Here is a 24,821-nt window from a genome sequence, read left to right on the forward strand (position 1 = left end):
TATGATCAAACAATGTCTGACATGACCGAAACCACGCCCGGTTGGCTGTCCTCCGACGAGCTGGAGCAGGCGCGGGCGCGCATGCCGATCCTCTACGTGGAGGCCGTCCCCGTCCGGGTCGACGACAGCGGCGAAGTCACCAGCATCGGCCTGCTGCTGCGCATCGGGCCGGACGGAACGGTCAGCCGGACACTGGTCTCCGGCCGGGTCCTGCACCACGAGCGGGTCCGCGACGCCCTCCTGCGGCACCTGGAGAAGGACCTCGGGCCGGTGGCGCTGCCCCGCATCCCGGCCTCGCTCCAGCCCTTCACGGTGGCCGAGTACTTCCCCACGCAGGGCATCACGCCGTACCACGACCCCCGCCAGCACGCGGTGTCCCTCGCCTACGTCGTGCCGGTGACCGGGGACTGCCGGCCGCGTCAGGACGCCCTGGACCTGGTCTGGTTCGACCCGCACGAGGCGGCCTCGCCGGGCGTGCAGAGCGAGATGCCGGGCGGCCACGGCTTTCTGCTCCGCCAGGCCCTGGCGCACCTCGGCCTGCCCCACTGACACCCCGCGTTCGTCAGGGCTTTCCGGCGAGTGCCGCGAGGACCTCGGCGCAGATCGCCAGGGCCGTCTCGGCCGGGGTGCGCGCGCCGAGGTCGAGGCCGATCGGGCCGTGGATGTCGCTCAGCCGCTCCTTGGCCAGGCCCGTGTCCAGCAGAGCGGCGGCGCGCCGCTCCTGGGTGTGCCGGGAACCGAGCGCGCCGACGTACGGGACACCGGAGGCCAGCGCCGTGTGCAGCACCGGCACGTCGACCTCGGGCTCGTGGCTGAGGACGATCAGGCAGGCGGCGGCCGGGCGGGCGGCCAGCAGCGCACGGGCGCGCTCCGGGTCCTCCGTCGCGGTGGCGTTCCAGCCCAGCAGCCGGGCCTGCGCCAAGAGCAGCTCGGCCAGTTCGCCCGCGCCGACGATCACCAGGTGCACAACGGCCGGACAGCTCTCGATCAGGACGACGCCGTCGCCGCCCGGCACGACCTCGCGCCCCGCCCGGTGCCGGCGCAGCAGGGCACGGGCCTGCGCGGCCGCGTCGGAGAAGAAGTCGGCGCCGGCATGGGGGGCGACGGCATCGGTGGTGTCGGTGGCGGTCTCGACCACGCGGCTGACGGCCTCGTCGCGGGACGCGTCGAGGCGGGTGAGCAGGGCGGCGTCGGCGCCGTCGGAGAGCAGGTCCCACCAGCGGGCGGGCAGGGCGGACAGCGGCTGAAGGAGGATCTCCGCCTGGCCGCCGCAGGTCAGCCGCGCCTGGTGGACCCTCGTCGGCGTGGACGGCCACCGCGCACACGCGGGCGGTGCGGCCCGCGGCGGTGAGCGCGGCGGCCTCGTCGGCGAGGAGGCGGTCGACGGCACCCCGGTACAGGGCCCCGTGGCAGCGGCCGTCCGCGTCGATCAGCAGCGCGTCGGCCGGCCGCTTGGGCCCGAATCCGCGCTCGGTCAGTGGCCGGGCGAGCACTCCGGCCCGTCCCTGAGCGGCCCATTGCCGCGCCGTGTCCGCGAGTTCACGCATGAGCGGGCCCTCCCTGTCGGCTCGCGGGCCAGGTTACCCGGGCCGCCGGCGCGGCGGAGGGAACGTCAGGGCCGGTCCAGTTCTCCCCAGACGATGAGGCGGTGCGTGTAGGCGCGGGTCAGCGGGTCGCGGTCCGCGCACGTGGTGAGGGTGATGCGGGCCCGGTCGGGCGTGACGCCGGGCCTGTTCGGGACCGGCAGGACGACACCGACGTCCGTCGGCTCCACCGTCCTGGTGCCGGTGACGCGGTAGGTGTACGTCCGCCCGCGCCACGCCACGACGAGTGCGTCGCCGCGCACCAGCGTGTTCAGCCACCGGAACGGCTCGCCCCAGCCCGTCCGGTGACCGGCGACCGCGAAGTTGCCGACCTCGCCGGGCATCGCGGAGCCGGGATAGTGCCCCGGTCCCTCGGTGAGATCGTCCGGGGTGACGCCTTCGACGATCACCGGGTGGTACGCGGCGCCGAATTTCGGGATGCGCAGCACCGCGAGCGCGGTTCCGTCCCCGGGATCCGGCCGCGTCCGCGTCCGTGGTCTCGCGGTGGCGACGGCCGGTTCGTCGTGCCCCGTCGGCGGATGCGCGAGTTGTGCGCGCAGGTCGCGCTGAGCCCGGCCGTAGGCCTCGTCGTGCTGCCGGTTCTGGTACAGGGCGAGACCCCCGACCAGCAGCCCGGCAAGGATCAGGCCGAACCCGAACAGACGGATCAGTGTCCGCATGGTGCCTCGTCCTCGGCGTTCCGGCGGGGCCGCGGGCAGGCGGCCCGGCCTCGGGAATGGGCCGGCTGGGCTAGGTGTCGTCGTCGTGCGCCCGGCGCGGAACCAGCCGCAGCAGGGCGAATCCCGCCGAGACGAGGACGAACATCACGACCCAGAACCAGAGGCTGTCCACCCGGCCGGTGACGGGCAGGACGCCTGCACCGACACCGGCGGAAGCCGCGGTTCCGGCGCCTGTGTAATCCGCCATGAGGTGCTCCTTTCGCACGATCGGAAAAAGCAAAAGCACGCCGAAAGGAAACCCGGTCCGTGAATACGCGCGCTTTCGTGAGGGAGGTGCCGACGGCGCCCGGTCGCGCCGCGACAGGCGCTTGTTTACGCCGTATCGGCGCCTGTTTACGCCGTATACATACAACCCTCCTCCGGTGCGCCGCCCACGTCAACCGCAGCGGCGTCTACCCCTCGGTCTGCGCCCCGGCCGGCCCGACTAGGCGGTCGAGCAGCGCGTCGAGACCGGTGGCGAGCCCGGTCGTCCCGCCCGGCTCGGCGGCCGTGGCGGCCCGCAGTTCCGGCAGCTCCTCCGGGGGCTCCATGAGGCACAAATCCACCGCCGGATAGCCGTGGATCCAGGTGAGGCAGGCGCGGAAGACGACGGGAACGCGGCGCTCGTCGAGTCCGGCTTCCCGCAGCCGGGCGAGTACCGCCAGGTGCTCCTTGAGCACGGCGGGCGGCCGGCGGGCGAGCGGCGCCTCCAGCACCCGGGTGGTCAGCAGGGGTGCGGCCCGGGGGTGGTCCCGGCAGATCTCGTACGTCGTCCGGGCGATGCGGTGCAGGCCGGCGCGCCAGGGCTCCGTCCCGTCCGCCGCATCCGGCTGCTCCTCGGCGGCCCGGCGCTCCTCGTGTTCGCGGTGCAGCTCCTCGATCAGCCCGTCGAGGAGCTCGTCCTTGCTCGCCGCGTGCCGGTAGAGCGCCATCGCCTCGACGCCGAGTTCGGCCCCCAGGCGGCGCATGCTCAGCGCGGCGAGCCCCTCCCGGTCCACCAGCCGAAGGGCGCCGAGCAGCATGCGGCGCCGGCTCAGCCGGCCGTACCCGCCGCCCCGTCCCGTCGCCGCCATGCCGCACCTCCACGCCCCTCGGCGCCGCGCGCTCGCGTTGACTGCGCACCCCCTGGTTCCATAGTGTACGTATACGCCGTAAACATACATTTCGGAACCCGTCCGGTTCTGCTCGACGGAGGGCGGACGTCATGTCTCGCACCGAGGGGCACCGCTGTGTCACCGGCGCCGCACACCAGGTGGTGGTGGTCGTGCCCGCCTACAAGGAAGTCGACTCACTGCCCCGTGTCCTCGACGCGCTCAGCCGGCAGACGCACCCCGCGGACCGGGTGATCGTGACCCTCGACCCCCACCGGGACCCGCGCACGACGGCCGAGCTGGAGCGCATCGCGGGCCGCGCGGGCGCGGAGGTGCGGCACTCGGCCGGCAACCGGCACAAGAAGGCCGGAAACCTCAACGGGGCGCTGGGCGAACTGCTGCCCGCCCTCGCCGACGAGGACGCGGTGCTGGTCCAGGACGCCGACACCTACCTCGATCCCGACTTCATCGAGGTGACGCTGGTCAGGCTGCGCGAGGGCTACGGCGCCGTGGGCGGCAACTTCCGCGGCCGCGAGGGCGGCGGACTGTGCGGCGCGTTCCAGCGCAACGAGTACGTCCGGTACGCCCGGGACACCGCACGCAAGCGGGGAAAGGTGCTCTGTCTGACGGGCACCGCCTGCCTGTTCCGGGTGGCGGCACTGAGAGACGTCCTGGCCGCCCGACGCGACGGGCAGCTCCCGGCAGCGGACGGCGTCTACGACACCAAGGTGCTGACCGAGGACAACGAACTCACCCTCGCCCTCAAACACCGCGGCTGGCGCGTGGTCGCCCCCTCCCGCGCCACCATGACGACGGAGGTCATGCCGACCTGGGGCGACCTGGCCCGGCAGAGACTGCGCTGGAAGCGCGGAGCGCTGGAGAACCTGTTCGACTACGGGCTCACGCGCCACACCTGCGAGGGATGGGGCAGACAGCTCGTCGCCCTGCTGGGCACGGCCGTGTCCGCCATCTACGTCGGGGCCGTCCTGTGGTACCTGGCCACCGGGGCCGGCGTGCACGTCGCCCCGTTCTGGCTGGCCCTCACCGGGTTCTACGCCGTCGAGCGCGCGATCACCGTCAAGGCCCGGGGATGGCGGGTGGCGGCCACCTCGATGCTGGTCCTGCCCGAATGGTTCTACGACCTGTTCCTGCAGGGAGTGCACATCCGGGCGCTGGCGGAGTCGGCACTGCGCCGCGACCGCACCTGGTAGGCGGGGGCTGTCGCCGGGTGAGGGGCGCCGGGCGGGCGACGACCGAGCGGTCGCCGGGCGGGTGAGGGGCGACCGGTGGACGGGCGGCGGGTGAGGGGCGACCGGTGGACGGGCGGTGGACGGTCCCGTTGCCGGGAACGCAGAGGAGGCCGCCTCGGCATCTCGCCGAAACAGCCTCCGACTCGCGACTTCGCGAAGTCGGGACGACAGGATTTGAACCTGCGACCCCTTGACCCCCAGTCAAGTGCGCTACCAAGCTGCGCCACGTCCCGTTGCCCACCTGACCTGGGGTTTCCCCCGGCCGAACGGACAGGGAAACAATACCGCACTCGCGTCGGTGGTCGCGCGCCCCTTTCGGGCCGACGGCCGCACGCAGGCCGCTGAAGGGCGGCCTTGACCTCAAGTCCGGTTGAGGTTGCACGCTCGTCGGCATGACGATCACCGAGGAAGTTCGCGGGTACGGCTACGCCGATCTGCCCGCGCTCATGGGGCTGATGACCGGCGACGAGAAGCACGGGCCGGCCGCCACGTCCACACTGGACGCGCTGTGGGTGCTGTACGACCGGGTGCTGCGGGTCGCTCCGGACCGGCTCGACAACCCGGCACGGGACCGGTTCCTGCTGTCCAAGGGGCACGGGCCGATGGCGTACTACGCGGTGCTGGCCGCGAAGGGGTTCGTGCCGGTGGAGTGGCTGACCGGTTTCGGGTCGTACGACTCGCCGCTCGGGCACCACCCGGACCGGATGCTCGTGCCGGGCGCCGAGATCGGCAGCGGCTCGCTCGGGCACGGGCTGCCGATCGCCGTCGGCGCCGCGCTGGGGCTGCGGGCGCGGCAGCTGACCGATCCGGCGGTGTGGGTGCTGATCGGGGACGCCGAGCTGGACGAGGGCAGCAACCACGAGGCGATCGCGTTCGCCGGGCCGGCCGGTCTCGACCGGCTGCACACGGTCGTGATCGACAACGCCTCCGCCAGCCATGCCAGGCCCGGCGGGATCGCGGCCCGCTTCGAGGCGGCGGGCTGGTCGGCGGTGACCGTGGACGGCCGCGACCACGACGTGCTGTACGCCGCGTTCACCGCATCCCATCCGGGGCGCCCGCACGTCGTGGTCGCCCGTGTCGAACCGAAGTACGCCTGATCCCGGCCCCCTCTGACCCGGAAGGAAGAGCTTTTCTCATGGAGACCATGCGCGAGCGGTTCGCCCCTGTGCTCACCCGGCTGCTGGACGAGGATCCGCGGGTCGCCGTCGTGCTCGCCGAGATCGGCAAGGACGGTTTCGCCGAGGCGACGCGCCGCCATCCGGACCGGGTGGTCAACGTCGGCATCCGCGAGCAGCTGCTGGTCGGCGCGGGCGCCGGGCTGGCGCTCACCGGGCTGCGGCCGGTGCTGCACACCTTCGCCAGCTTTCTGGTGGAGCGGCCCTTCGAGCAGGTGAAACTGGACCTCGGGCACCAGGGACTCGGCGCCGTGCTGGTCAGCGCGGCCGCCTCCTTCGACTGGCCGGCGGGCGGCTTCACCCACATGGCGCCGGGGGACGTGGCGCTGCTGGACACGCTGGACGGCTGGACCGTGCACGTTCCCGGCCACCCCGACGAGGCCGAGACGCTGCTGCGGCACGCCGTCGCGGCGGGCGACGACAAGGTGTACGTGCGGCTGTCGGTGCAGGCGAACGCCCAGGGCCGGCCCGTCGACGGGGAGCGGTTCTCGACCGTGCGGGAGGGACGGGAGGGCGTCGTCGTCGCCGTGGGGCCGATGCTGGACGCCGTGCTGGAGGCGACCGAGGGCCTCGACGTGACGGTGCTGTACGCGACGACCGTGCGGCCCTTCGACTCGGCGGCCCTGCGCCGGGCGGCCGACGCGGCACGGCCGGACGTCGTCCTGGTCGAGCCGTATCTGGCGGGCACCTCGACGGCCGCGGCGAACGACGCCCTGGCCGACCTGCCGCACCGGGTGCTGGGGCTCGGTGTGGGACGCCGCGAGCTGCGGCGCTACGGGACCATCGAGGAGCACGTGGCCGCGCACGGCCTGGACGCCGCCTCGCTGCGGGAGCGGATCGCCGGGTTCCTGCGGCCGGGGGGTGAGCCGGCCGTGAACGTCGCCACCGGCCGGGGGTGAGCCGGCCGTCCGCACCGGCGCACGCCGGGCCGGCCGCTCTCCGTCGGCATCGGCCGGGGCCGAGTCCCGTGTTCCGGCCGCATCGGCCCGGCCCGAGCCGGCCGCGTTCCGGCAGCGCCTGCCGCGCGCCGGGTCAGCCGTGTTCCGTCCGCGTCGGCCGCGGAATCGCGGTTCCGCGCCGCGGGGTCGCGTCGGCGCGGACCAGGTCGCGTATCGCGGGCACGGACAGGAGCGCGAGGGCGACGACGACGCTGGCCGCCGCGGAGACCAGAAGCACGTGGCCGGCGCCCAGCGCCGAGGCGGCGGGCCCGGCCAGGGCCTGGCCGACGGGCATCATCGCCAGGGACCCGGCGACGTCGTAGGCGTGGATGCGGTTGAGGACGTCGGCGGGGACCTGGGTCTGCACGCTGGTCGCCCACATCACGCTCCAGAACGACATCGCCGCCCCGGCGACCGCGGCCCCGGCCGCCATGGCGGGCAGGCCGAGGCCCGCGCCGACGCTCGCCGGAAAGGCGACGAAGCCGAACAGGGCGATCGCCCCGGCGCGCAGCATGCGGCGCGGGCGCAGCCGCAGCGCGAGCAGACCGCCGACGACGGTGCCGGCGCCGAGGGCGGAGTTGACCAGGCCGTAGGCGCGCGGCCCGTGGTGCTGGACCACCTCGGCGGCGACCAGGGGCACGCTCGGTCCCCACACGGCGATCATGTACAGACACCAGACGGCGATCACCCCCCACAGCCATGTGCGCGCCCGGAACTCGTGCCAGCCCTCGACGAGATCGGCGCGGAAGGCGCGGGCGCCGCGCCCGACCGGGCGCTCGCCGTGCGCGAGCGGGGGCATCCGGATCAGCAGGAGGCACAGGGCGCTGACGGCGTAGGTGGCGGCGTGCGCCGCGAACACACCGCCCGGGGAGGCGAAGCCGACGAGCAGACCGGCGAGCGCGGGGCCGGCGAGCTGCGCGGCGGACTCGGCGATGCGGATGGCGCCGTTGGCGCTCTGGATGTCGGCGGCGAGACGGGGGACGGTACTGGCCACGCCGGGCTGGAAGACGGCGCCCGCGACACCGTTGGCCAACCCGATCGCGCAGATCTCCCACAGCACCACGTGGTCGGCGAAGAACAGGCCGGCGGCCAGGGACTGGGTGCCCAGCCGGACCAGGTCGGCGCCGATCATCAGCTTGCGGGTCGAGAAGCGGTCGGCGACGACCCCGCCGAAGACGACGAGCCCGGCGAACGCGGCGGCGGTCGCGGCCATGGCGAGTCCGACCGCGCCCGCGCCGTACCCGCGCTCGAGCAGCCCCGCGGCGAGGGCGACCGGCAGCATGGTGTCGCCGAGCCGGGCCACGGCCCGCGCCACGAAGAACAGCGTGAAGTCCCGCGACCACACCCCTCCCCCGCCGCTCACCGCCGCGGCTCCGGTGTCACCGGCCCCTCCCGCGCCGCCCCCCGGCGCGCTCCTGGTGTCACCCACCCGAGGCCCCTCCCCTCCCGGTGTCCCGTGGCAGCCGGAGCCCCCTCCACTCCGGCTGCCGCCCTTGCCGTCACTGCCGTCGGATCATGCCATCCGCCACTGACATCGCCACGGGGTTTTCCCCCACGGTCATTCCGGGGCCGGCTGCCCCAACTCGGGGTAGGACTCCAGCAGTCGGGTCGGGGCCGCCTGGCGCCAGGAGTCGGCGAGGATGTCGCGCAGCTCCCGCTCGTCCTCCAGCGCCCGGAGCCTGACCCGGATCCAGGCGAACTGCGCCTCGTGCCCGGCGATCCAGAACTTCCCCGGTTCGGCCAGCACGAGTTCGTCGCGCTCCTCCTTCGGACAGCGCACCGCCATGGAGGTCTCGTCCTCGGGCAGCGTGGCGAACATCTTCCCCGCGACCCGGAACGTGGGCATGCTCCAGGCGGTCTTCTCCGTCGTGTCCGGCAGGGACAGCGCGACACGGCGTACGTCTTCGGCATCCGGCATGGCACGAACCGTAGCCGCCGCCACTGACACTCACCCGGGGGCGCCGGCCGGTGCGACCTGCTTGTAGTGCAGGGTCGTCGGCCGCAGAACGCCGTCGGGGCTCGCCGCGTGTCGGGTCGAGGCGGAGCCCGCCCCGCTCCTGCGGGCCGGCCGACCAGCCCTGTGGGAGGACCGGACGCCTCACGAGCGGCCTCAGATGTCGGCCGCCTCGCTCAGCGCGTCCAGTACCGGCCGGATCAGCGGGTGCTCCTCCGCGCCGCGGCGTACGGCGGCGAAGACGCGGCGCGTCGGTGGTGCGCCGTCGACCGGGCGGACGACGACGCCGGTGAGGTCCATGCCGCGCAGCGCCGAGCGCGGCACGAGGGCCACTCCGGCGTCGGCCGCGGCAAGGGCGACGACCGCGCGGAAGTCGTCGGAGGAGTGCTCCAGGCGGGGCTGGAAGCCGGCGTGCTCGCAGGCCAGGACGACGACGTCGTGGCAGGGATTGCCGGGGTAGGGGCCGATCCAGGGGTCCTTGGCCAGGTCGGCGAGGGGGACCTCGACGGCGTCGGCGAGGCGGTGGCTGACCGGGACGACCGCGTCGAACGGCTCGGCGTAGAGCGGCATGTGGGTGAGGCGGGGGTCGTCGGCGGGCGGCGCCCCGCGGTACTCGACGGCGACCGCCACGTCGACCTGCCGGTCCAGCACCATCGGCAGGCTGGCGTCGCCCTCGGCGTCCTGGACGCGGATGCGGATGCCGGGGGCGGTCCCGGCGAGCCGGGCCACCGCGGGCGCGACGACCAGCGCGATGCCGGTGGCGAAGGCGGCGACGGTGACCGTGCCGGCCTGCCCGGAGCCGTAGGCGGCGAGTTCCGCCTCGGCCCGCTCCAGCTGGGCGAGGACGGCGTTGGTGTGGCTGAGCAGGATCTCCCCGGCCGGGGTGAGCCGTACGCCCTTGGCGCCGCGCTCGACCAGGCGGTGACCGGTCTCCTGCTCCAGCGCGGTGAGCTGCTGGGAGACCGCCGACGGGGTGAGGTACAGCGCGGCGGCAGCCGCCGTCACGGTGCGGTGGTCGGCCACCGCACGGAGGATGTGGAGCCGCCGCGCTTCGATCACGGAATCGATTGTCTCAGGTCGGCCGAGCGGGCAGGCCGTCCGGCCGGGGCACCACCGTCGCCGGTCAGGGAGCCGGGCCGGGGCCCGGGCACCAGACCGGCGACGGCCGGCATCACGCCCCGAAGGGGCGCGGGGAACTGCGCGCCGCAGTCACGACGCACCGGCGGAGGCCGTCACCGCTCCGGGCCCGGGCACGCTGCCACGACGCGACAGGCCGGCGCCCCGGTCAGCGCGGCACGCCCCACGTGCCGGTCAGGCGTCCAGTTCCGCCCGCGCGGCGACGAACGCGTCCACGGCCCGGTTCACGTCCTCGGTCGAGTGCGCGGCGGACAGCTGCACGCGGATGCGGGCGGCGCCCTGCGGGACGACCGGGTAGGAGAAGCCGATCACGTACACGCCGCGCTCCAGCAGCAGCTCGGCCATCCGGCCGGCGACGGCCGCGTCACCGATCATCACCGGGGCGATGGCGTGGTCGCCGGGGAGGATGTCGAAGCCCTCCTCGGTCATCCGGCGGCGGAACAGCGCGGTGTTCTCGTTCAGCCGGACCCGCAGGTCGTCGGCCGACTCCAGCAGGTCGAGGACCTTCAGCGAGGCCGCCGCGATCACCGGGGCGAGCGTGTTGGAGAACAGGTACGGCCGCGAGCGCTGGCGCAGCAGCGCGACGATCTCGGCGCGGGCGGCGACGTAACCGCCGGAGGCGCCGCCGAGGGCCTTGCCGAGGGTGCCGGTGATGATGTCGACGCGGTCCATCACGCCGTGCAGCTCGGGGGTGCCGCGGCCGGTGGGGCCGACGAAGCCGACGGCGTGCGAGTCGTCGACCATGACCATCGCGTCGTAGCGGTCGGCGAGGTCGCAGATCTCCGCGAGCGGCGCCACATAGCCGTCCATGGAGAAGACGCCGTCGGTGACGATCAGGCGGCGGCGCGCCCCGGACGCCTCCTTCAGCTGGCGCTCCAGGTCCTCCAGGTCCCGGTTGGCGTAGCGGAAGCGGCGGGCCTTGGACAGGCGGATGCCGTCGATGATGGAGGCGTGGTTGAGGGCGTCGGAGATGACGGCGTCCTCCTCGCCGAGCAGCGTCTCGAAGACACCGCCGTTGGCGTCGAAGCAGGAGGAGTACAGGATCGTGTCCTCCTGGCCGAGGAACGCCGACAGGCGCGCCTCCAGCTCCTTGTGGACCTCCTGGGTGCCGCAGATGAAGCGGACCGAGGCCATGCCGTAGCCCCAGCGGTCCAGCGCCGCGTGGGCGGCGGCGACGACCTCGGGGTGGTCGGCGAGGCCGAGGTAGTTGTTGGCGCAGAAGTTGAGGACCTCGCCGGGGCGGCCGCCGGCGGTGACGTTGACGGTCGCGGACTGCGGGGTGTCGATGACCCGCTCGGGCTTGTGCAGACCGGCGGCGCGGATCTCGTCGAGGGTGGCACGCAGGTCGTCGCGCACGGATTCGAACATCGTCAAAGCTCCTAGGATTGCTCGCGGGGACGGGGCCGGGGCGGGGTCACGCGGTCCAGTCGAGGATGACCTTGCCGCCCTTGCCGCTCGCGGCGTCCGCGAACGCCGCCTCGAAGTCGCGGTAGCCGTAGCGGCCGGTGATCACGGGGGCGAGGTCGAGGCCGCCCTCCAGCAGCACCGACATCGCGTACCAGGTCTCGAACATCTCCCGGCCGTAGATCCCCTTGAGGGTGATCATCGAGGTGACGATCCGGGCCCAGTCGACCGGGAACTCCTCGGCGGGCAGGCCGAGCATGGCGATACGGCCGCCGTGCGTCATGTTGGCGATCATGTCGCGCAGCGCCTCGGGCCGGCCGGACATCTCCAGGCCGATGTCGAACCCCTCGCGCAGACCCAGCTCGCGCTGGCCGTCGGCGATCTGCTCCCGCGCCACGTTCAGGGCGAGGCTGACGCCGATCTTCCGCGCCAGCTCCAGGCGCTCGTCGCTGACGTCGGTGATGACGACGTGGCGGGCCCCGGCGTGCTTGGCCACGGCGGCGGCCATCAGACCGATCGGGCCGGCGCCGGTGATGAGCACGTCCTCGTTGACGAGCGGGAAGGACAGGGCGGTGTGCACGGCGTTGCCGAAGGGGTCGAAGATCGCGGCGACGTCGAGGTCGACGGGGACGCGGTGCACCCACACGTTCGACGCGGGCAGCGCGACGTACTCCGCGAACGCGCCGTCGCGCCCGACACCGAGGCCGACGGTGGCCCGGCACAGGTGGCGGCGGCCGGCCAGGCAGTTGCGGCACTTGCCGCACACCAGATGGCCCTCGCCGCTGACGCGGTCGCCGACGGCGATGTCGGCGACGTCCCGGCCGGTCTCGACGACCTCGCCGACGAACTCGTGCCCGATGACCAGCGGGGTGTCGATCGCCTGCTGCGCCCAGCCGTCCCAGGCCCGGATGTGCAGGTCGGTGCCGCAGATGCCGGTGCGCAGCACCTTGATCAGGACGTCTCCGGGGCCGATGGCCGGCTCCGGCACGTCCGTGAGCCACAGTCCGGGCTCCGCCTTCTCCTTGACCAGCGCCTTCACGCTACGGCTCCTGTGGTGCTCGGGCCCGGGCGCGGGCAGGCCGAAGAAGCCCGCGTGCGGGAAGAGGGATGGGAATGCGTTCAGCAATCTGCCGTATAGCGCACGCCGGGGTCCATCGAGCTTTTCTTAAGCGGCGGCTCAGCTTTCCTTCACGCCTTCGGTCCAGTCGTCACACCGGCGCCCGCCGGCCGGTGGTCCGGGGTCACACCAGCCCGTGTTCCAGTCGCCCCGCGAGGTCGGCGGCCGCGGACTTGATCGTCTCCAGGCCGGCCGTGCCCCAGGAGCGGGGCTCGCGGTCGGCTACGCACACGGTGCCGAGGACGGTTCCGGTGGAGTCGATGAGCGGGGCGCCGAGGTAGGAGCGGATGCCGTACTCGTCGACGACCGGGTTGCCGGCGAAGCGCGGGTAGTCGGCGACGTCCTCCAGCGCCAGGGCGCGGCGGCGCACGGCGACGTGCGGGCAGTAGCCGTGGTCGCGCGGCAGGACCCGGCCGAGGGCGGGGCGCGGCGGCTCGCCCGGCACGGGCGGCGGCGGGGGCGGGGCGTGCAGTCCGGCGAAGAACTGGGTGTGCGCGCCGAGGAAGTTGACCATCCCGAAGGGCGCCCCGGTGAGGTCGGCGAGGTGGCCGGCGTAGGAGTCGAGGGCGGGCTCGGGCCGGTCCCCGAGGCCGAGCAGGTGCAGCCGGCGGGCGCGGGCGGGCGCGTCGCGGTCCTCGGGGGTGAGCAGCAGCCGGCCGACGGGGCTCGGCGGCTCGTACCTCATGGCCGTTCTCCAGCGGTCCGGGGGTGGTTCAGGGGAGGGTCTGCGGGCGTCACGGTCTCTCCTGTCAGGCGCCGCGGGTGGAGGCGGGGGCGACGGGGGCGTAGGCGATGAGGTGCCGCACGAGGGTGAGCAGGGTCTGCACACCGGAGGCGGAGATCCGGGCGTCGCAGCGCACGACGGGGATCTCCGGGGCCAGGTCGATGGCGGCGCGGACCTCCTCGGGGTCGTAGCGGTGGCCGCCGTCGAACTCGTTGACGGCGACGATGAAGCCGAGGCCGCGCTCCTCGAAGAAGTCGACGGCGGCGAAGCAGTCCTGCAGCCGCCTGGTGTCGGCGAGGACGACCGCGCCGAGGGCGCCCTCGCACAGTTCGTCCCACATGAACCAGAACCGCTCCTGGCCGGGGGTGCCGAACAGGTACAGCACGTGCTCGGAGTCGAGGGTGATGCGGCCGAAGTCCATGGCGACCGTGGTCTCCATCTTGTTCTCGATGCCCTCGAGACTGTCGGTGGCCGCGCTGACGGTGGTGAGCAGCTCCTCGGTGCTGAGCGGGGCGATCTCGCTGACCGCGCCGACGAAGGTGGTCTTGCCGACTCCGAATCCGCCCGCGACGAGGATCTTCAGCGCGGTCGGGAACGGGTCCGCGTCGCCGTCGTGGTCGGGCCCCGGGTACGGGGGCGTGCCGCCGCGGTACTCGGGGTGGCCGCCGTGACCGGAGCGGTCGTAGGACATCTCAGAGCTGTCGTCGTAGTCCATCGAGCACTGCCTCCAGTAGGGCCCGGTCGGTGGGTTGGTGGTGGTACGCCGGGGGTTTGGTGGTGACCGCCCCGGTGTCGACGAGGTCGGACAGCAGCACCTTGGTGACCACCGCCGGCAGCTTCAGGTGGGCGGAGATCTCGGCCACCGAGACGGGTGCCCGGCACAGGTCGAGTGCCTGTGCGTGTTCGGGGCCGAGATAGCCGAGGGGGGTCGCCCCGGTGGCCATCACCTGTGACATCAGGTCGAGTGCGACGCTGGGGCGGGTGCGGCCGTTGCTGACCGTGAAGGGGCGCACCAGCCGGCCTGCCGCGTCGTCGAGCCAGGGCCCTTCCCCGGCCGCCGCCACGCTCAAGGCCGCATCACCGGGGGTTCGGCGGACTGCTGGCGGGGCGCGGTGACCAGGTAGGGGCGGACGCTCTTGACGAGCATGGCCATCTCGTAGCCGAGCACGGCGGCGTCCGCGTCGCGGCCGGCGAGCACGGCGAGGCAGGTGCCGGAGCCGGCGGTGGTGACGAACAGCAGGGTCGCGTCGAGTTCGACGACGACCTGCCGCACGTCGCCGCCGTCGCCGAAGCGCACTCCCGCGCTGCGGCCGAGGGAGTACAGGCCGGAGGCGAGGGCGGCCATGTGGTCGGCGCTGTCCACGTCGAGCCCGTGGACGGACTTCACGAGCCCGTCGCAGGACAGCAGGACGGCGCTGCGGGTGTGGGGTACGCGCTGGACGAGGCCGCTCAACAGCCAGTCGAGGTCGGTTGCCTGGGCGGTCGGCGCATCGCTCGCCATGGTGGATCGACTCCTTGGGGTACGTGGTGGGGCGGGAGCGGTGGGGGTGGTCATCCGGCCGGTGCGCTCCCGTCGTGCCGGGTGGTGAGACGGTCGGGCGCGGAGGCCGGCCCGCCGTCGCGGGCACCGGGGGCGTCGAGCGGCGCGGGCAGGTGCACGGCCCGCAGCCCGGTGTACGGGGCGTGCGCGGCGTGCTCGGCCGGGAGGTGCAGGGCGGTGGGCCCGGTGGCCGGTTGCGGGCGGGGGCCGGGGACCGGGTCGGGGCTCTGCTGGGTCTCGGCCAGGGTGATGCCGCGCCGGAAGGCGGCCATCAGACCCGGGTCGGGTCCGGCGGCGTCGTCCTCGGGGCGGGGCAGGGGGCCGCCGCGCAGCTGCGGGACGATGTGTTCCTGGGCGCGGCGCCGGGGCAGCCGGGGTTTGCCCATGGTGCCGCGGACGGCGCCGGCGCGCGGGAGCGGCGGGGCGCCCGCGATCTCCTCGACGGCCGCCCGGTCCTCGGGCCGGATGCCGGGCACGGCCGCGGCCGGGGTGGGCCGCTCCTGCTGCCGTCCCCGCACGGGCAACGGAGGAACGCTTCCCTCGCGGGCACTCTCCTCGTGGGCGCTCCCCCCGCCGGCGGCACGCCCGGGGCCGCCGGCAGGGGGTGCGGCGCGGTCGTGGGGCGGGGAAGCGGGCTGCTCGGGCAGCGGGAAGGCGGACGGCCCCAAGTCCGCCGCGCCCGGCCTCCCGGCGCCGGTGTGCCGGTCGCCCTGCGTCGGCCGTACGACCGGCACGGCACCGTCGTCGCCGTCCGGGGCCGTGGCGTGGGACGCGCTCGCGGGCGCGGGCTGCGGCTGGTGCGGTGGCACGGCGTACAGCCCGGTGGGATGCGCCTGCTGCGGCGGTACGACGACGGGGTGCGCGCCGGTGCCGGAGGCGTGCGGCCGGATTCCGGCCGCCGGGACCTGGCCGGTGCCGGAGTCGTGGTGCCCGGTCGGGGCCGCCGGGACGGCGCCGGAACCGCTGTCGGCGTCGGTGCCGAGCAGGGTCTGCGGGACGACGAGGACGGCCTGGACCCCGCCGTAGATGTTGCTCTGCAACCGGACCCGGATGCCGTGCCGCCGCGCGAGCTGGGAGACCACGTACAGCCCGATGCGACCGTCGGAGAGCAGCCGGGCCACGTTGACCTGGTCGGGGTCGGCGAGCAGCTGGTTCATCCGCTGCTGTTCCTCGACGGGCATGCCGAGGCCGCGGTCCTCGACCTCGACGGCGAGGCCGGAGGTGACGAGGCTGGCGCGCAGCAGGACCTGGGTGTGCGGGGCGGAGAACACGCTGGCGTTCTCGACGAGTTCGGCGAGCAGGTGGATGACGTCGGCGACGGCGTGGCCGCGCAGGGTGCCCTCGATCGGCGGGACCAGCTTGACCCGTGAGTACTGCTCGACCTCGGCGATCGCCGAGCGCAGCACCTCGGTCATGGAGACCGGGTGGCTCCACTGCCGGCGGGAGACGGCGCCGCCGAGCACGGCGAGGTTCTCGGCGTGGCGGCGGATGCGGGTGGCGAGGTGGTCGACGTGGAAGAGGCTCTTCAGCAGGTCGGGGTCCTCGATCTCGTTCTCGAGCTCGTCGAGGATGGAGATCTCCCGGTGCACCAGGGACTGAAGGCGCCGGGCGAGGTTCTCGAAGACCTCCAGTTTCTGCTCGCTGCCGGTCTGGCTGGACAGCTGGGCGGCCTGGACGACGGCGGTGACGGCGGCGTCGTGCGCGCGGGTCAGGTCGGCGGCGAGCAGGTCGAGGTCGTCGGCGTCGGCGCCCGGCGCGCGGCGTTGCGGGGGTGCGGGCGGGGTCTCACCGCGACGCAGCGCCTCGACCAGGGCGCGCAGGTCCGCCTCGCCGCGCGCGCTGCCGCGGCGCAGGGCTCCGACCCGGTCGCCGACGGAGCGGGCGGTGCGGTCGGCGGCGACGGCGGCGATGACGATGCCGGCGAGGGCGACGGCGGCCGCGCCGGCCAGCACGGCCCACAGGCCGGTGCCGGGGCGTGGCGCGGAGGTGCGGACGGTGAACAGCACGGCCGCGCAGGCGCTCAGCGCGACGGCGGTCGGCGGGAGCACGGCGAGGCGCAGCAGCTGCGGCCGTATGTGGGCCTCGGGGACGGAGGGGTGGGTGCGGACTGCCGGCCGCCCGTGCCGCCCGCCGCCCTCACGGCGGTCTGCGCGTGCGGCCGGTGCGCGGAGGTGAGACATCGGTGTCCTCGTACTGGGGGCCTGGTCCGTCGGGCCGGTGTCGCCCGACGGACACTCACAGTAGTCGGCAACGCATCATGTGCGGTGGGCAGTTGACAAAGTCCCACGCACAGCATCCCGCTCTGGTATGAGCCTTCGTACGACAGACCGATAACCTCGCACGACGGGCGGACAGTGGCGATCATTTCGCGATCAGAGCTGTTCAGGAGCGGTCGTGAGCAAAGCGCGAGGGTCGGGAGGTGTCTCGCCTGCCGACCCTCGCCCCCTCCCGTCCCCGGTTCGGCCGGCACCCGCCGGAGATCACCCGGGACCGGTCCGCGCCCCGCAGAGCCCTCCCCTGCGCATCACTCAGCGTCAACATCGGCGCGGTCGACGCCGTCCGGGCACGGTCGTCGCCGGCCGCTCGCAGGGGATTGACCCGCCGGTGGCCGGAACGTTCCCCGGCGCCGACGGCGTGTCCCTGACGCCCCCTCACACCTGGTCGGAAGGCGGAGGTCCGAGGTGCGCGCCGAGGACAACGAGCGGATACTGGAAGCAGGCGCGTTCACGGGTGCCGTCCAGTTTGTCGGACGTGACCGTCGGGTCACGGCGCCACCGCCCTTCCCCGGATCAGCGCGCATCGGCGCTCCGCGACAGCAGTGGTCATGCCGGTCGGGACGGGCACGGTTGTTCCGCGATGCGAGGAACGACCCATGTACGAACACCGGAGGAGCGCGGCGCCACCGCCCCCTCCTCTTGCACGCGAGGTGTCCCATGACCAGGATCCACCGCCTCCATTGCATCATCCCCCCGCACCTGCTCGACAAGCTCATGCGAAGCGACGACAGCGAGGTGCATCAGGCCGCGGTGGCCACCATGCTGACCACCGCGGCCCTGCGCGGCGAGCGCACGGTCCGGGCGTCCCTCAGCGGAACCGCCGCCCTCGCCGGCGGCCGCAGGACCGTCTTCGACTGCCGGCACGGCAGGTCTCTGCCCCTCGCCGTGCACGCCCGTTCGGAGGACGGGCCGGCCTCCGGCGACGAGTCCGTCAACAGGGCGTTCGACGGGCTCGGCGCGACACGCGACTTCTACCAGGCCTTGTTCCACCGCAATTCGATCGACGGCCGGGGGATGCGCCTGGACGGATACGTCCACTTCAGCTCGCACTTCAACAACGCTTTCTGGGACGGCCGCCAGATGGTGTTCGGCGACGGCGACGGAAGGATATTCACCGACTTCACCGGGGCCCTCGACGTCATCGCCCACGAACTGACGCACGGAGTCACCGAGAACACCGCGGGACTCGAGTACCACAACCAGTCCGGGGCGCTGAACGAATCCGTCTCGGACGTCTTCGGAACACTGGTCAAGCAGTGGTCGCGGAAGCAGACGGTCGAGGAGGCGGACTGGCTGATCGGGACCGAGATCTTCACCCCCGGCATCGACGCCGACGCCCTGCGCTCGATGAAGGAGCCCGGGCACGCCTACGACAACGCCCTGTTCGGCAAGGATCCCCAGCCCGACCACATGAGCCGGTACGTCAACCTGCCGGACACCGAGGCCGGTGACTCCGGCGGCGTGCACATCAACTCGGGCATTCCGAACAAGGCGTTCTACGAGACGGCGCGGGGTATCGGCGGGTTCGCCTGGGAGGCTCCCGGCCTCATCTGGTACGAGTCGCTCAGGGCGTCGAGCCCGGACACGCAGTTCCAGGACTTCGCGGACACCACGTACCAGAAGGCCGGGGAACTCTTCGGGGCCGGCGGCACCGAACAACTGGCCGTGCTGGCCGCCTGGCAGGAGGTGGGGATCCAGATCAGCGGCGTTCCGGCTGGGGTCGCCCGGGCGCAGGGCCTCGCGGCCGGCCGCAACGGCGGTGCCGGCCGTGACGAGGGCGTCGCCTCCCTGACCAAGCAGGTCGGGGCACTGGCCGCCCAAGTGGGAGGACTGGCCAAGGACTTGGCCGCACTGAAGGGCAGGTGACCGTCGGCGGGACACGGAGGGCGGGCCGGTCCCGGTCCGCCCCTGAAGTCGCACGAGAGCCGTCCGGTCGACGGGGAGGGCGAGGGCAGGGCCGCCCGGCCGGGATGGAGGGCTGTGGACGATGAGGGTGACCCTGGCGACGCACGGCGGGCAGGCGGCCGCCCTCCGGCTCGGGCTCCCGCCCGAGGTGCTGGACACCGGCACGCTCCCCGCGAACACCGCGGCGGAGCTGGCCGAGCTGGTGGCGGCGGCTTCCTCGGCGGCCGACACCGCGACCGGCATCGCCGCCGAGTCCGAACGACCGCCGACGCCGAACCGGGCGCGGGACGCCATGAGCTACACGGTCACGCTGGAGACCGGCGGCCGTACGACCGTCCTCACCCAGTCGGACACCACCATGACCCCGGAGTTCGCAGCCTTGCTCGACTGGCTCGAGCAGCACTTCGCGCAGCGGTGAGGAGCGGGGCCGCCGGTGGCTCACGCGGCCCGTTCCGCGGCCCCGGGCGCCGGAGCGGTTCAGGAGCGAGTGATCGGTGCCGGATCCGTGACCGGCGTCACCGGTCGCCCGCCAGGTCGAGATCCCCGTGCCGTGAGTCGTCCGCCACCACGTCCGCCGTCTCGGGGCGACGCCACGGATACACGCCGGGGCGCGCCACTGCCCGCCACCACGGATCGACCGGCAGCTCGCCCGTGGGTTCGAACGGCTCGCCCGGACGGGGAAGCGCCACCGGCTGGCCGGCCTCGGCGCCCGCCTGGCTCGTCCACTCCCCCGGTTCGGCCCACGGGTGCGGGGCGAGGTTGAAGGTGCCCCAGTGGATCGGCAGCAGCGCCCCGTGCGGCGCGCCGCCCTGGAGATCGAGGTGGGCCCGTACGCCCTCTTCCGGGGTCATGTGGATGTCCGGCCAGAACTCGCTGTACGCGCCGATCTGGATCATCGTCGCGTCGAACGGGCCGTGGGCGGCGCCGATCTCCTGGAAGCCGTCGAAGTAGCCGGTGTCGCCGCTGTGGTAGATCCGGTGCTCCTCGCCCGCGACGACCCAGGACGCCCACAGCGTGTGCTGGGTGTTGCGCAGGCCACGGCCGCAGAAGTGGCGGGCCGGGGTGGCCGTCAGGGTGAGGGGGCCGGCCTTGGTGTCCTCGTGCCAGTCCAGCTCGCGCAGCCGGCTCTCCGCGACGCCCCAGCGCTCCAGATGGGCGCCCACGCCGAGGGGCACGGCGAACAGGGTGTCCGTACCGGCCAGCGCCTTGATCGTGGGCATGTCGAGGTGGTCGTAGTGGTCGTGGGAGATGACGACGACGTCCACCGGGCCGAGCGCGGCGAGCGGCAGCGGCGCCGGGTGCAGCCGTCTGGGGCCGGCGAAGGGGAACGGCGAGCAGCGCTCGCCCCACACGGGGTCGAAGAGCACCCGCTGCCCGTCGATCTCGGCGAGCACGCTGGAGTGCCCCATCCAGGTCAGCCGCAGCCCCGTCGCCGGTGGCCGGGCGAGGTCGGCGAGCGTGGTGGCGTGCACCGGGACCGTGCCCGTCGGGGAGCGCCGGGGGCGGGCCTCCTTGTCGAAGTAGACCTTGGCGAAGTCCACCGCGGAGCCGGACGGACGGGTGCGGGCGGCGCCGCCCGGGTTCACGAACACGCCGTCCTTGAAGTGGGGCGAACGCCGGATGCGCGCCAGGCGCTCACCGGCCGGGTCGGCGCCGAAGGCCGCCGGCCTCAGCGCACGCAGCGCGGAGCTCGTGGAACGCAAGCCGGTCACGGCACCTCCAGAAGAGTCGGGGCGTTCCATTATGGTCCGCCCCACGCACAACGCCGGGCGAGGACGGCACCCGGGGGCACCGGACGCCATACGCCAGGGGCGGGAGCGGGGGAGCTCGGGGCCCGGAGAAGCGGGGGTGGAGGGGCCCGAGGGCGGAGGGCCGCAGGCCGCAAGCCCCGGGCGGAGGGGCTGAGGGTGGACGGCCCGCGGGGCCGAGGGCCGGGGACCGCGGGCCGGGCGGCCGGGGACCGCGGGCCGGAGGCCCGGCGGCCGAGGGCCCGGAGTCGGAGGAACCACGGGCCGAGCGGCCGGGGACCGCGGGCCGGGGGCCGGGTGGCCGGAGGGGGCGCGGAGACCGAACCGGCGGCATGCCCGCAGGACAGGAGCAGGGGCCGGGGCCGGGCCGGCCGTCAAAGCCAGGATCAGAGCACCGCGGTTTGGGGCGAGACACCGCACGCGGCCGGGGCAGGCGGACCCGAAGGCAGCAACCGCAGACCTGCGGTGGCGGTCAGGGCCCGGGGCCCAGAGGCCGGACCGGGGCCGGGGCCCAGGGGGCGCGCGGGCTGGACCGGGGTCAGGGCCGGGCGGCCTGCGGCCCTGCCGCAGTGGCGCCGCGCCGGTGGATCTCGCCGCCCCGGTTGCCCGCGAGGCGGCGGCCCGTCACGCAGAAGGGCGGCGCGGCCGGTTCGCCGTCCGGCCCCGCCGCCCCTCCGAAGGGGAGACGCACGCTGCGGCCCGACTTCGCCTTCGGAGCCGCAGCTACCATGCGTCATCCGGGTGCCACGTACCGTGCCGGGTAAACCACGCGAGGTCGGGATCGGCAGGATCCTGCCCCGAATGCCTCAGCCGGCGGCCGGCCGCGGCATCAGTACGCACACGGCCTTGCCGCTCGGGACCGGCACTACCGTCACTCGCTTGGCCAGGCGGCGGACCATGGGCCAGCCGAACCCTCCGGCCTGCCCGCTCAGGTCGGGGACGCGTGAGCACGGAGGCGTGGGGTCGGAATCCAGTACGGTCACCTCGACCGCGTCGGGCCGGGCGTCCAGGCTCACCACGCACGTCGCGCTGCGCGCGTGCCGCACCACGTTGGTGACCAGCTCCGACACCACCAGCTCCACGTCGTCGGCCGCGCGGCCCTCGACCGGCGGTACCAGCTGGCGCAGGTACCGCCGGCACAGGCGCCGAGCCCGGACGGGCGTTTCCGGGTCGCTGTCGAGGACCGTCTGCCGCGACGGGCCGACTCCCGTTCCCGGACGATGGCGGATCACGCGCTGCCTCCCTGACTGGCCGGTGGGTACCTGTTCACCACGTTCCCGTGCGCCTGCCCGGCTCCGGCGACGCCACTCCTCACTCCGGTGCACGCACCGGCAGCGGTTCAGCGCGTGGTGAGCATGCCCTCCCGCAGGCGCTTCAGGGTCCGTGACAGCAGCCGTGAGACATGCATCTGCGAGCACCCCAGGCGCTCACCGATCTGGGCCTGGGTGAGTTCCTCGACGAACCTCATGTGCAGGATCTGCCGGTCGCGCTCACCGAGCTCGGCGATCAGGGGCGCCAGGGCGTGGAAATCCTCCACCAGCCCCATGGCGGGGTCCTCCGCGCCGATGAAGTCGGACAGCACCGTCTCTCCGTCCGGCTCGCCGCCGATGGTGGCGTCCAGGGAGGAGGAGTTGTAGCCGTTGGAGGCCATGCGGGCCTCGATGACCTCCTCCTCCGACAGGCTCATCAGCTCGGCCAGCTCCCGGACGGTGGGGGTGCGGCCGAGCCGGGAACGCAGTTCCTCGGTGGCCCGCGCCAGCTCGACCCGGGCCTCCTGCAGGCGGCGGGGCACGTGGACGGCCCAGGAGGTGTCCCGGAAGAAGCGCTTGATCTCGCCGACGATGTAGGGGATGGCGAAGGAGGTGAACTCCACCTCCCGGGACAGCTCGAAGCGGTCGATCGCCTTGATCAGGCCGATCGTGCCGACCTGGACGATGTCCTCCATCTCCTCCGCGCCACGGCTGCGGAACCGCCCCGCCGCGTACCGCACGAGAGAGGTGTTCATCTCGATCAGGGTGTTGCGCGCGTACTGGTACTGCGGAGTGCCCTCCTCCAGTACCGCCAGCCGCTCGAGGAACGCCTTCGTCAGCTGCCGGGCGTCCTTGGGCGCAACCGTCCGGGGGTCGGTCACCTCCGGCAGGCCGGCCGTCTTGCCGTCCGCCTCCGTGCGTGACGCCGTCGCTGCGATCATCCCTCTCCCCTTCTCGTGACCTCCCCGACCGAAAGCGGTCAGTGACGCCCGCTTACCCCGGTTCGCGGCAAGCATGCGCGCGCCCTCCGGCCCGCCCGCGCCGCCAGGGGGGAGAGCGCGTCAAGCGGTCCGGCTGCCAGGGCCTTCGGCGCCGTCGTGTATCCGGGTGGCGGCCGCGTCGCAGAAGGCTTCCAGCCCGGACAGCAGGGCGGCGCGTTGCGCCGCCGGCATCAGCGCCAGGACGGCCTGCAGCTCCTTCTCCCTGCGAGCCCGCAGATCGACGAGGAACGCGCGGCCACGACCGCTCAGCCGCAGGCGCACCTCCCGCCGGTCGGCCGGGCTGACGACCCGGTCGACGAAACCCGCGGCCCGCAGCCGGTCGCAGAGCCGGCTGGTCGACGGCGACGTGGAGGCGAGCGATTCGGCGAGGGTGCGCAGGTTGATGCCTTCGTGGTGTTCGAGGATGAACAGGACACGGAGCTGGGAAGCGGAGGCGGGCGCGGTGGAGGCCCGGCCCCAGACCACTTCCAGCAGCTCCGCGGCCATGGAGGTCACACGCGCGATCTCCACGGGCTGAGGCGGGTGTCGGAAGTCGGTCACGGTCACACTCTCGCAGGCGCTGGGAGGGCTGCCAGCCTACTGGGGGCCGGAGCCGGGCACAGGCGACTTGGACATTGCCGCTCCTGCGGCGGGACGCCCGTGCTGTTTCCCGCCTGCCGCGAGCGGCCAACTGGCCAGGCCGGCAGCGTGGGTTGAGGTCTCCCGGTGCGGGCAACCGCACTAGCGCGGGTGGTTGGGGGACGGCTTGCGCTGCTGAAGGTGACGACGCGAAGGAGACCGACAATGACGTGGTGGGGTTGGACGCTTCTCCTCGTCGCGCTGGTGCTGCTGCTCACCGTGGGAGCCGTCGCCCTGCAGGCGCGCCGCCGCTCCGGCACGGTCCTGGTGGTGCGGCGCGAGCGGCGGCCCCGTCGGGGAGGTGCCCGGTGAGCACGCTTCTGCTGGCCTCCGAGCTGACCGGGCGGGTCGTGGTGACGCTGGGCGGTGAAGCCCTGGCGAAGGTCAAGGACACCGTGTTCGACGCTCCGGCGGGCCGTGTCATCGGCTTCACGCTGAACGGGCGCGGGCTGCTGGCGGGGCCGTTGCGCAGGAGTCTGCCGTTCGCCGGCGTCCATGCCGTCGGGCCGTCCGCCGTGATGGTCCGTGACGAGACGGCGTTGGTGGAACGGCGGGCGGTCATCGGGTCCGGCGAGGCCGCGCACGGCGATGTGCTGGGCGCGCCGGTCCTCACCGACCAGGGCACGGAGGTGGGCACCGTGCTCGACCTCGTCGTCGCGAGTGGTGCCGGCGGCCGGGTGGTGGGGTTCGAGATCGCCGCCCACGCGCGTCTGGAGCGGCGGCAGCGCAAGGTGTTCATCCCGCGCGGCCAGACGCTCGCCGTGTCCGGACAGGCGCTGGTCGTTCCCACGTCCGCGCGTCACTTCCTCGCCGATGACCTGCCGCACTTCGCGGCCCAGGTCGAGGCCTTCCAGGTGCGGAGCCGGCAGGGTTCCGCGGACACCGTCACCCCCGGTGAGGACACAGGAGGACGCGGATGATGCTCTTTTCGCAGACGCGCGGGCTGCCGGTGCTGACCGCCGTCGAGGCCGCCTCCCTCGGCAAGGTGGAGGCGCTGTCGGTCGACGCGACCACGGGCACCGTCTCGTACCTGCGTCTGTCGGGAGCTCCCGACCACACCGACGCCGTCTCCTGGAGCGCGGTCGAAGCCGTGGGCCCGGATGCCGTCATCGTGCGCTCCCGAATGGCCGCCGACCGCACCGCGCCCGATGTGCCCGCACATCACGAGGTCGTCGGACGCCGGGTCTTGACGGATCAGGGGAGCGAACACGGCACGGTCAAGGACGTGGCGTACGACCCGGACTCGGGACGCGTGCTCACCCTGTTCACCGCGCTGGGAGACATTCCCGGTGAGCGGCTGATCGGCGCGGGCTCGTACGCCGTGGTGGTCCGCGCGGAGAGCAGGTGATCCCGGACCGCCGGGGGCCGAGAGCGCGCTGCGCGGCAGTGGT

The 24,821-nt window shown here is 73.8% G+C and carries 27 protein-coding genes, 1 tRNA gene and 1 pseudogene; 9 read left to right on the top strand and 20 right to left on the bottom strand.

The annotated features are described in order from the left end of the window. Positions 1-21 precede the first annotated feature (21 nt). Positions 22-549 carry an NUDIX hydrolase family protein gene (locus AB0E88_RS13980; RefSeq protein WP_361629075.1) on the top strand — a complete coding sequence of 176 codons (528 nt, stop codon included), beginning with the start codon at positions 22-24 and terminating at the stop codon, positions 547-549. Positions 550-562: 13 nt separating this feature from the next. On the opposite strand, the gene AB0E88_RS13985 is transcribed toward AB0E88_RS13980, so the two are convergent. From AB0E88_RS13985 to AB0E88_RS14005, 5 genes and pseudogenes are all read right to left on the bottom strand, one after another. Then, on the bottom strand, positions 563-1,390 hold the full coding sequence (locus AB0E88_RS13985; RefSeq protein ID WP_361629078.1) for an XdhC family protein: 828 nt from the start codon (positions 1,388-1,390) through the stop codon (positions 563-565). Next, positions 1,386-1,547 (bottom strand): annotated as a pseudogene (locus AB0E88_RS13990) (xanthine dehydrogenase); the annotation flags it as partial. The gene AB0E88_RS13985 and the pseudogene AB0E88_RS13990, both read right to left, overlap by 5 nt. A 65-nt stretch (positions 1,548-1,612) precedes the next feature. Then, on the bottom strand, positions 1,613-2,263 hold the full coding sequence (locus AB0E88_RS13995) for a class E sortase (protein WP_361629081.1): 651 nt from the start codon (positions 2,261-2,263) through the stop codon (positions 1,613-1,615). A gap of 70 nt (positions 2,264-2,333) precedes the next feature. Further along, the gene (locus AB0E88_RS14000) at positions 2,334-2,510 is read right to left on the bottom strand and encodes a hypothetical protein (RefSeq protein ID WP_361629084.1); all 177 of its coding nucleotides are present in this window, start codon (positions 2,508-2,510) and stop codon (positions 2,334-2,336) included. Positions 2,511-2,715: 205 nt separating this feature from the next. After that, complete coding sequence (locus tag AB0E88_RS14005) at positions 2,716-3,375, bottom strand: TetR/AcrR family transcriptional regulator (protein ID WP_361629087.1); 660 nt, start codon at positions 3,373-3,375, stop codon at positions 2,716-2,718. Between the two features lie 131 nt (positions 3,376-3,506). Between AB0E88_RS14005 and AB0E88_RS14010 the strand changes: the two genes are divergently transcribed. Beyond that, a complete protein-coding gene (locus tag AB0E88_RS14010) occupies positions 3,507-4,604 on the top strand; it encodes a glycosyltransferase family 2 protein (RefSeq protein WP_361629090.1) in 1,098 nt (365 codons plus the stop codon). A gap of 198 nt (positions 4,605-4,802) precedes the next feature. Here the strand turns inward: AB0E88_RS14010 and AB0E88_RS14015 are convergent. After that, positions 4,803-4,876, bottom strand: a tRNA-Pro gene (locus AB0E88_RS14015). A gap of 159 nt (positions 4,877-5,035) precedes the next feature. Here AB0E88_RS14015 and AB0E88_RS14020 point away from each other — a divergent pair. Together AB0E88_RS14020 and AB0E88_RS14025 are read left to right on the top strand one after the other, a co-directional pair. Further along, positions 5,036-5,740 (top strand): transketolase, encoded by a 705-nt coding sequence (locus tag AB0E88_RS14020; RefSeq protein WP_361629093.1) that lies wholly within the window; start codon positions 5,036-5,038, stop codon positions 5,738-5,740. A gap of 38 nt (positions 5,741-5,778) precedes the next feature. Further along, complete coding sequence (locus AB0E88_RS14025; protein ID WP_361629096.1) at positions 5,779-6,717, top strand: transketolase C-terminal domain-containing protein; 939 nt, start codon at positions 5,779-5,781, stop codon at positions 6,715-6,717. 133 nt (positions 6,718-6,850) lie between these two features. On the opposite strand, the gene AB0E88_RS14030 is transcribed toward AB0E88_RS14025, so the two are convergent. From AB0E88_RS14030 to AB0E88_RS14075, 10 genes are all read right to left on the bottom strand, one after another. Further along, complete coding sequence (locus AB0E88_RS14030) at positions 6,851-8,119, bottom strand: MFS transporter (protein WP_361629320.1); 1,269 nt, start codon at positions 8,117-8,119, stop codon at positions 6,851-6,853. A gap of 195 nt (positions 8,120-8,314) precedes the next feature. Next, complete coding sequence (locus AB0E88_RS14035) at positions 8,315-8,674, bottom strand: MmcQ/YjbR family DNA-binding protein (protein WP_361629099.1); 360 nt, start codon at positions 8,672-8,674, stop codon at positions 8,315-8,317. A gap of 192 nt (positions 8,675-8,866) precedes the next feature. Next, positions 8,867-9,769 (bottom strand): LysR family transcriptional regulator, encoded by a 903-nt coding sequence (locus AB0E88_RS14040; protein ID WP_361629102.1) that lies wholly within the window; start codon positions 9,767-9,769, stop codon positions 8,867-8,869. A gap of 252 nt (positions 9,770-10,021) precedes the next feature. Beyond that, positions 10,022-11,215, bottom strand: a complete 1,194-nt coding sequence (locus AB0E88_RS14045) for a glycine C-acetyltransferase (RefSeq protein WP_361629105.1) — start codon at positions 11,213-11,215, stop codon at positions 10,022-10,024. A gap of 46 nt (positions 11,216-11,261) precedes the next feature. Further along, positions 11,262-12,290, bottom strand: a complete 1,029-nt coding sequence (gene tdh / locus AB0E88_RS14050; protein ID WP_361629108.1) for an L-threonine 3-dehydrogenase — start codon at positions 12,288-12,290, stop codon at positions 11,262-11,264. A 202-nt stretch (positions 12,291-12,492) separates the two neighbouring features. Next, positions 12,493-13,053: a GAF domain-containing protein gene (locus AB0E88_RS14055; protein WP_361629111.1), complete on the bottom strand. Its 561-nt coding sequence runs from the start codon at positions 13,051-13,053 to the stop codon at positions 12,493-12,495. 64 nt (positions 13,054-13,117) lie between these two features. Next, positions 13,118-13,807 carry an ATP/GTP-binding protein gene (locus AB0E88_RS14060; protein WP_361629114.1) on the bottom strand — a complete coding sequence of 230 codons (690 nt, stop codon included), beginning with the start codon at positions 13,805-13,807 and terminating at the stop codon, positions 13,118-13,120. Next, positions 13,785-14,156: a DUF742 domain-containing protein gene (locus AB0E88_RS14065; RefSeq protein ID WP_361629323.1), complete on the bottom strand. Its 372-nt coding sequence runs from the start codon at positions 14,154-14,156 to the stop codon at positions 13,785-13,787. Before AB0E88_RS14065 ends, AB0E88_RS14060 begins: the two co-directional genes overlap by 23 nt. 2 nt (positions 14,157-14,158) lie before the next feature. Next, entirely contained in the window at positions 14,159-14,593 is a 435-nt protein-coding gene (locus AB0E88_RS14070) for a roadblock/LC7 domain-containing protein (protein ID WP_361629117.1), read from the bottom strand. A gap of 50 nt (positions 14,594-14,643) precedes the next feature. Continuing rightward, positions 14,644-16,812, bottom strand: a complete 2,169-nt coding sequence (locus AB0E88_RS14075) for an ATP-binding protein (RefSeq protein WP_361629120.1) — start codon at positions 16,810-16,812, stop codon at positions 14,644-14,646. A gap of 753 nt (positions 16,813-17,565) precedes the next feature. Between AB0E88_RS14075 and AB0E88_RS14080 the strand changes: the two genes are divergently transcribed. Beyond that, positions 17,566-18,774: a M4 family metallopeptidase gene (locus tag AB0E88_RS14080; protein WP_361629123.1), complete on the top strand. Its 1,209-nt coding sequence runs from the start codon at positions 17,566-17,568 to the stop codon at positions 18,772-18,774. Between the two features lie 121 nt (positions 18,775-18,895). After that, positions 18,896-19,231, top strand: a complete 336-nt coding sequence (locus AB0E88_RS14085; protein ID WP_361629125.1) for a protealysin inhibitor emfourin — start codon at positions 18,896-18,898, stop codon at positions 19,229-19,231. Positions 19,232-19,328: 97 nt separating this feature from the next. Here the strand turns inward: AB0E88_RS14085 and AB0E88_RS14090 are convergent, their stop codons facing one another. From AB0E88_RS14090 to AB0E88_RS14105, 4 genes are all read right to left on the bottom strand, one after another. After that, the gene (locus tag AB0E88_RS14090) at positions 19,329-20,525 is read right to left on the bottom strand and encodes an MBL fold metallo-hydrolase (protein ID WP_361629128.1); all 1,197 of its coding nucleotides are present in this window, start codon (positions 20,523-20,525) and stop codon (positions 19,329-19,331) included. 842 nt (positions 20,526-21,367) lie between these two features. After that, the gene (locus tag AB0E88_RS14095; RefSeq protein WP_361629131.1) at positions 21,368-21,793 is read right to left on the bottom strand and encodes an ATP-binding protein; all 426 of its coding nucleotides are present in this window, start codon (positions 21,791-21,793) and stop codon (positions 21,368-21,370) included. Between the two features lie 107 nt (positions 21,794-21,900). Next, complete coding sequence (locus AB0E88_RS14100; protein WP_361629134.1) at positions 21,901-22,752, bottom strand: RNA polymerase sigma factor SigF; 852 nt, start codon at positions 22,750-22,752, stop codon at positions 21,901-21,903. Between the two features lie 120 nt (positions 22,753-22,872). Continuing rightward, positions 22,873-23,307, bottom strand: a complete 435-nt coding sequence (locus tag AB0E88_RS14105; protein ID WP_361629326.1) for a MarR family transcriptional regulator — start codon at positions 23,305-23,307, stop codon at positions 22,873-22,875. Between the two features lie 288 nt (positions 23,308-23,595). Between AB0E88_RS14105 and AB0E88_RS14110 the strand changes: the two genes are divergently transcribed. The 3 genes from AB0E88_RS14110 to AB0E88_RS14120 are packed head-to-tail and all read left to right on the top strand — an operon-like array spanning position 23,596 to position 24,778. Further along, positions 23,596-23,742: a hypothetical protein gene (locus AB0E88_RS14110; RefSeq protein ID WP_361629137.1), complete on the top strand. Its 147-nt coding sequence runs from the start codon at positions 23,596-23,598 to the stop codon at positions 23,740-23,742. Further along, on the top strand, positions 23,739-24,350 hold the full coding sequence (locus AB0E88_RS14115) for a PRC-barrel domain-containing protein (protein WP_361629140.1): 612 nt from the start codon (positions 23,739-23,741) through the stop codon (positions 24,348-24,350). The genes AB0E88_RS14110 and AB0E88_RS14115 overlap by 4 nt, the downstream gene beginning before the upstream one ends. After that, positions 24,347-24,778 (top strand): PRC-barrel domain-containing protein, encoded by a 432-nt coding sequence (locus tag AB0E88_RS14120; RefSeq protein WP_361629143.1) that lies wholly within the window; start codon positions 24,347-24,349, stop codon positions 24,776-24,778. The genes AB0E88_RS14115 and AB0E88_RS14120 overlap by 4 nt, the downstream gene beginning before the upstream one ends. Positions 24,779-24,821 lie beyond the last annotated feature (43 nt).

It is taken from the genome of Streptomyces sp. NPDC028635, from assembly GCF_040637635.1.
GTDB lineage: Bacteria > Actinomycetota > Actinomycetes > Streptomycetales > Streptomycetaceae > Streptomyces.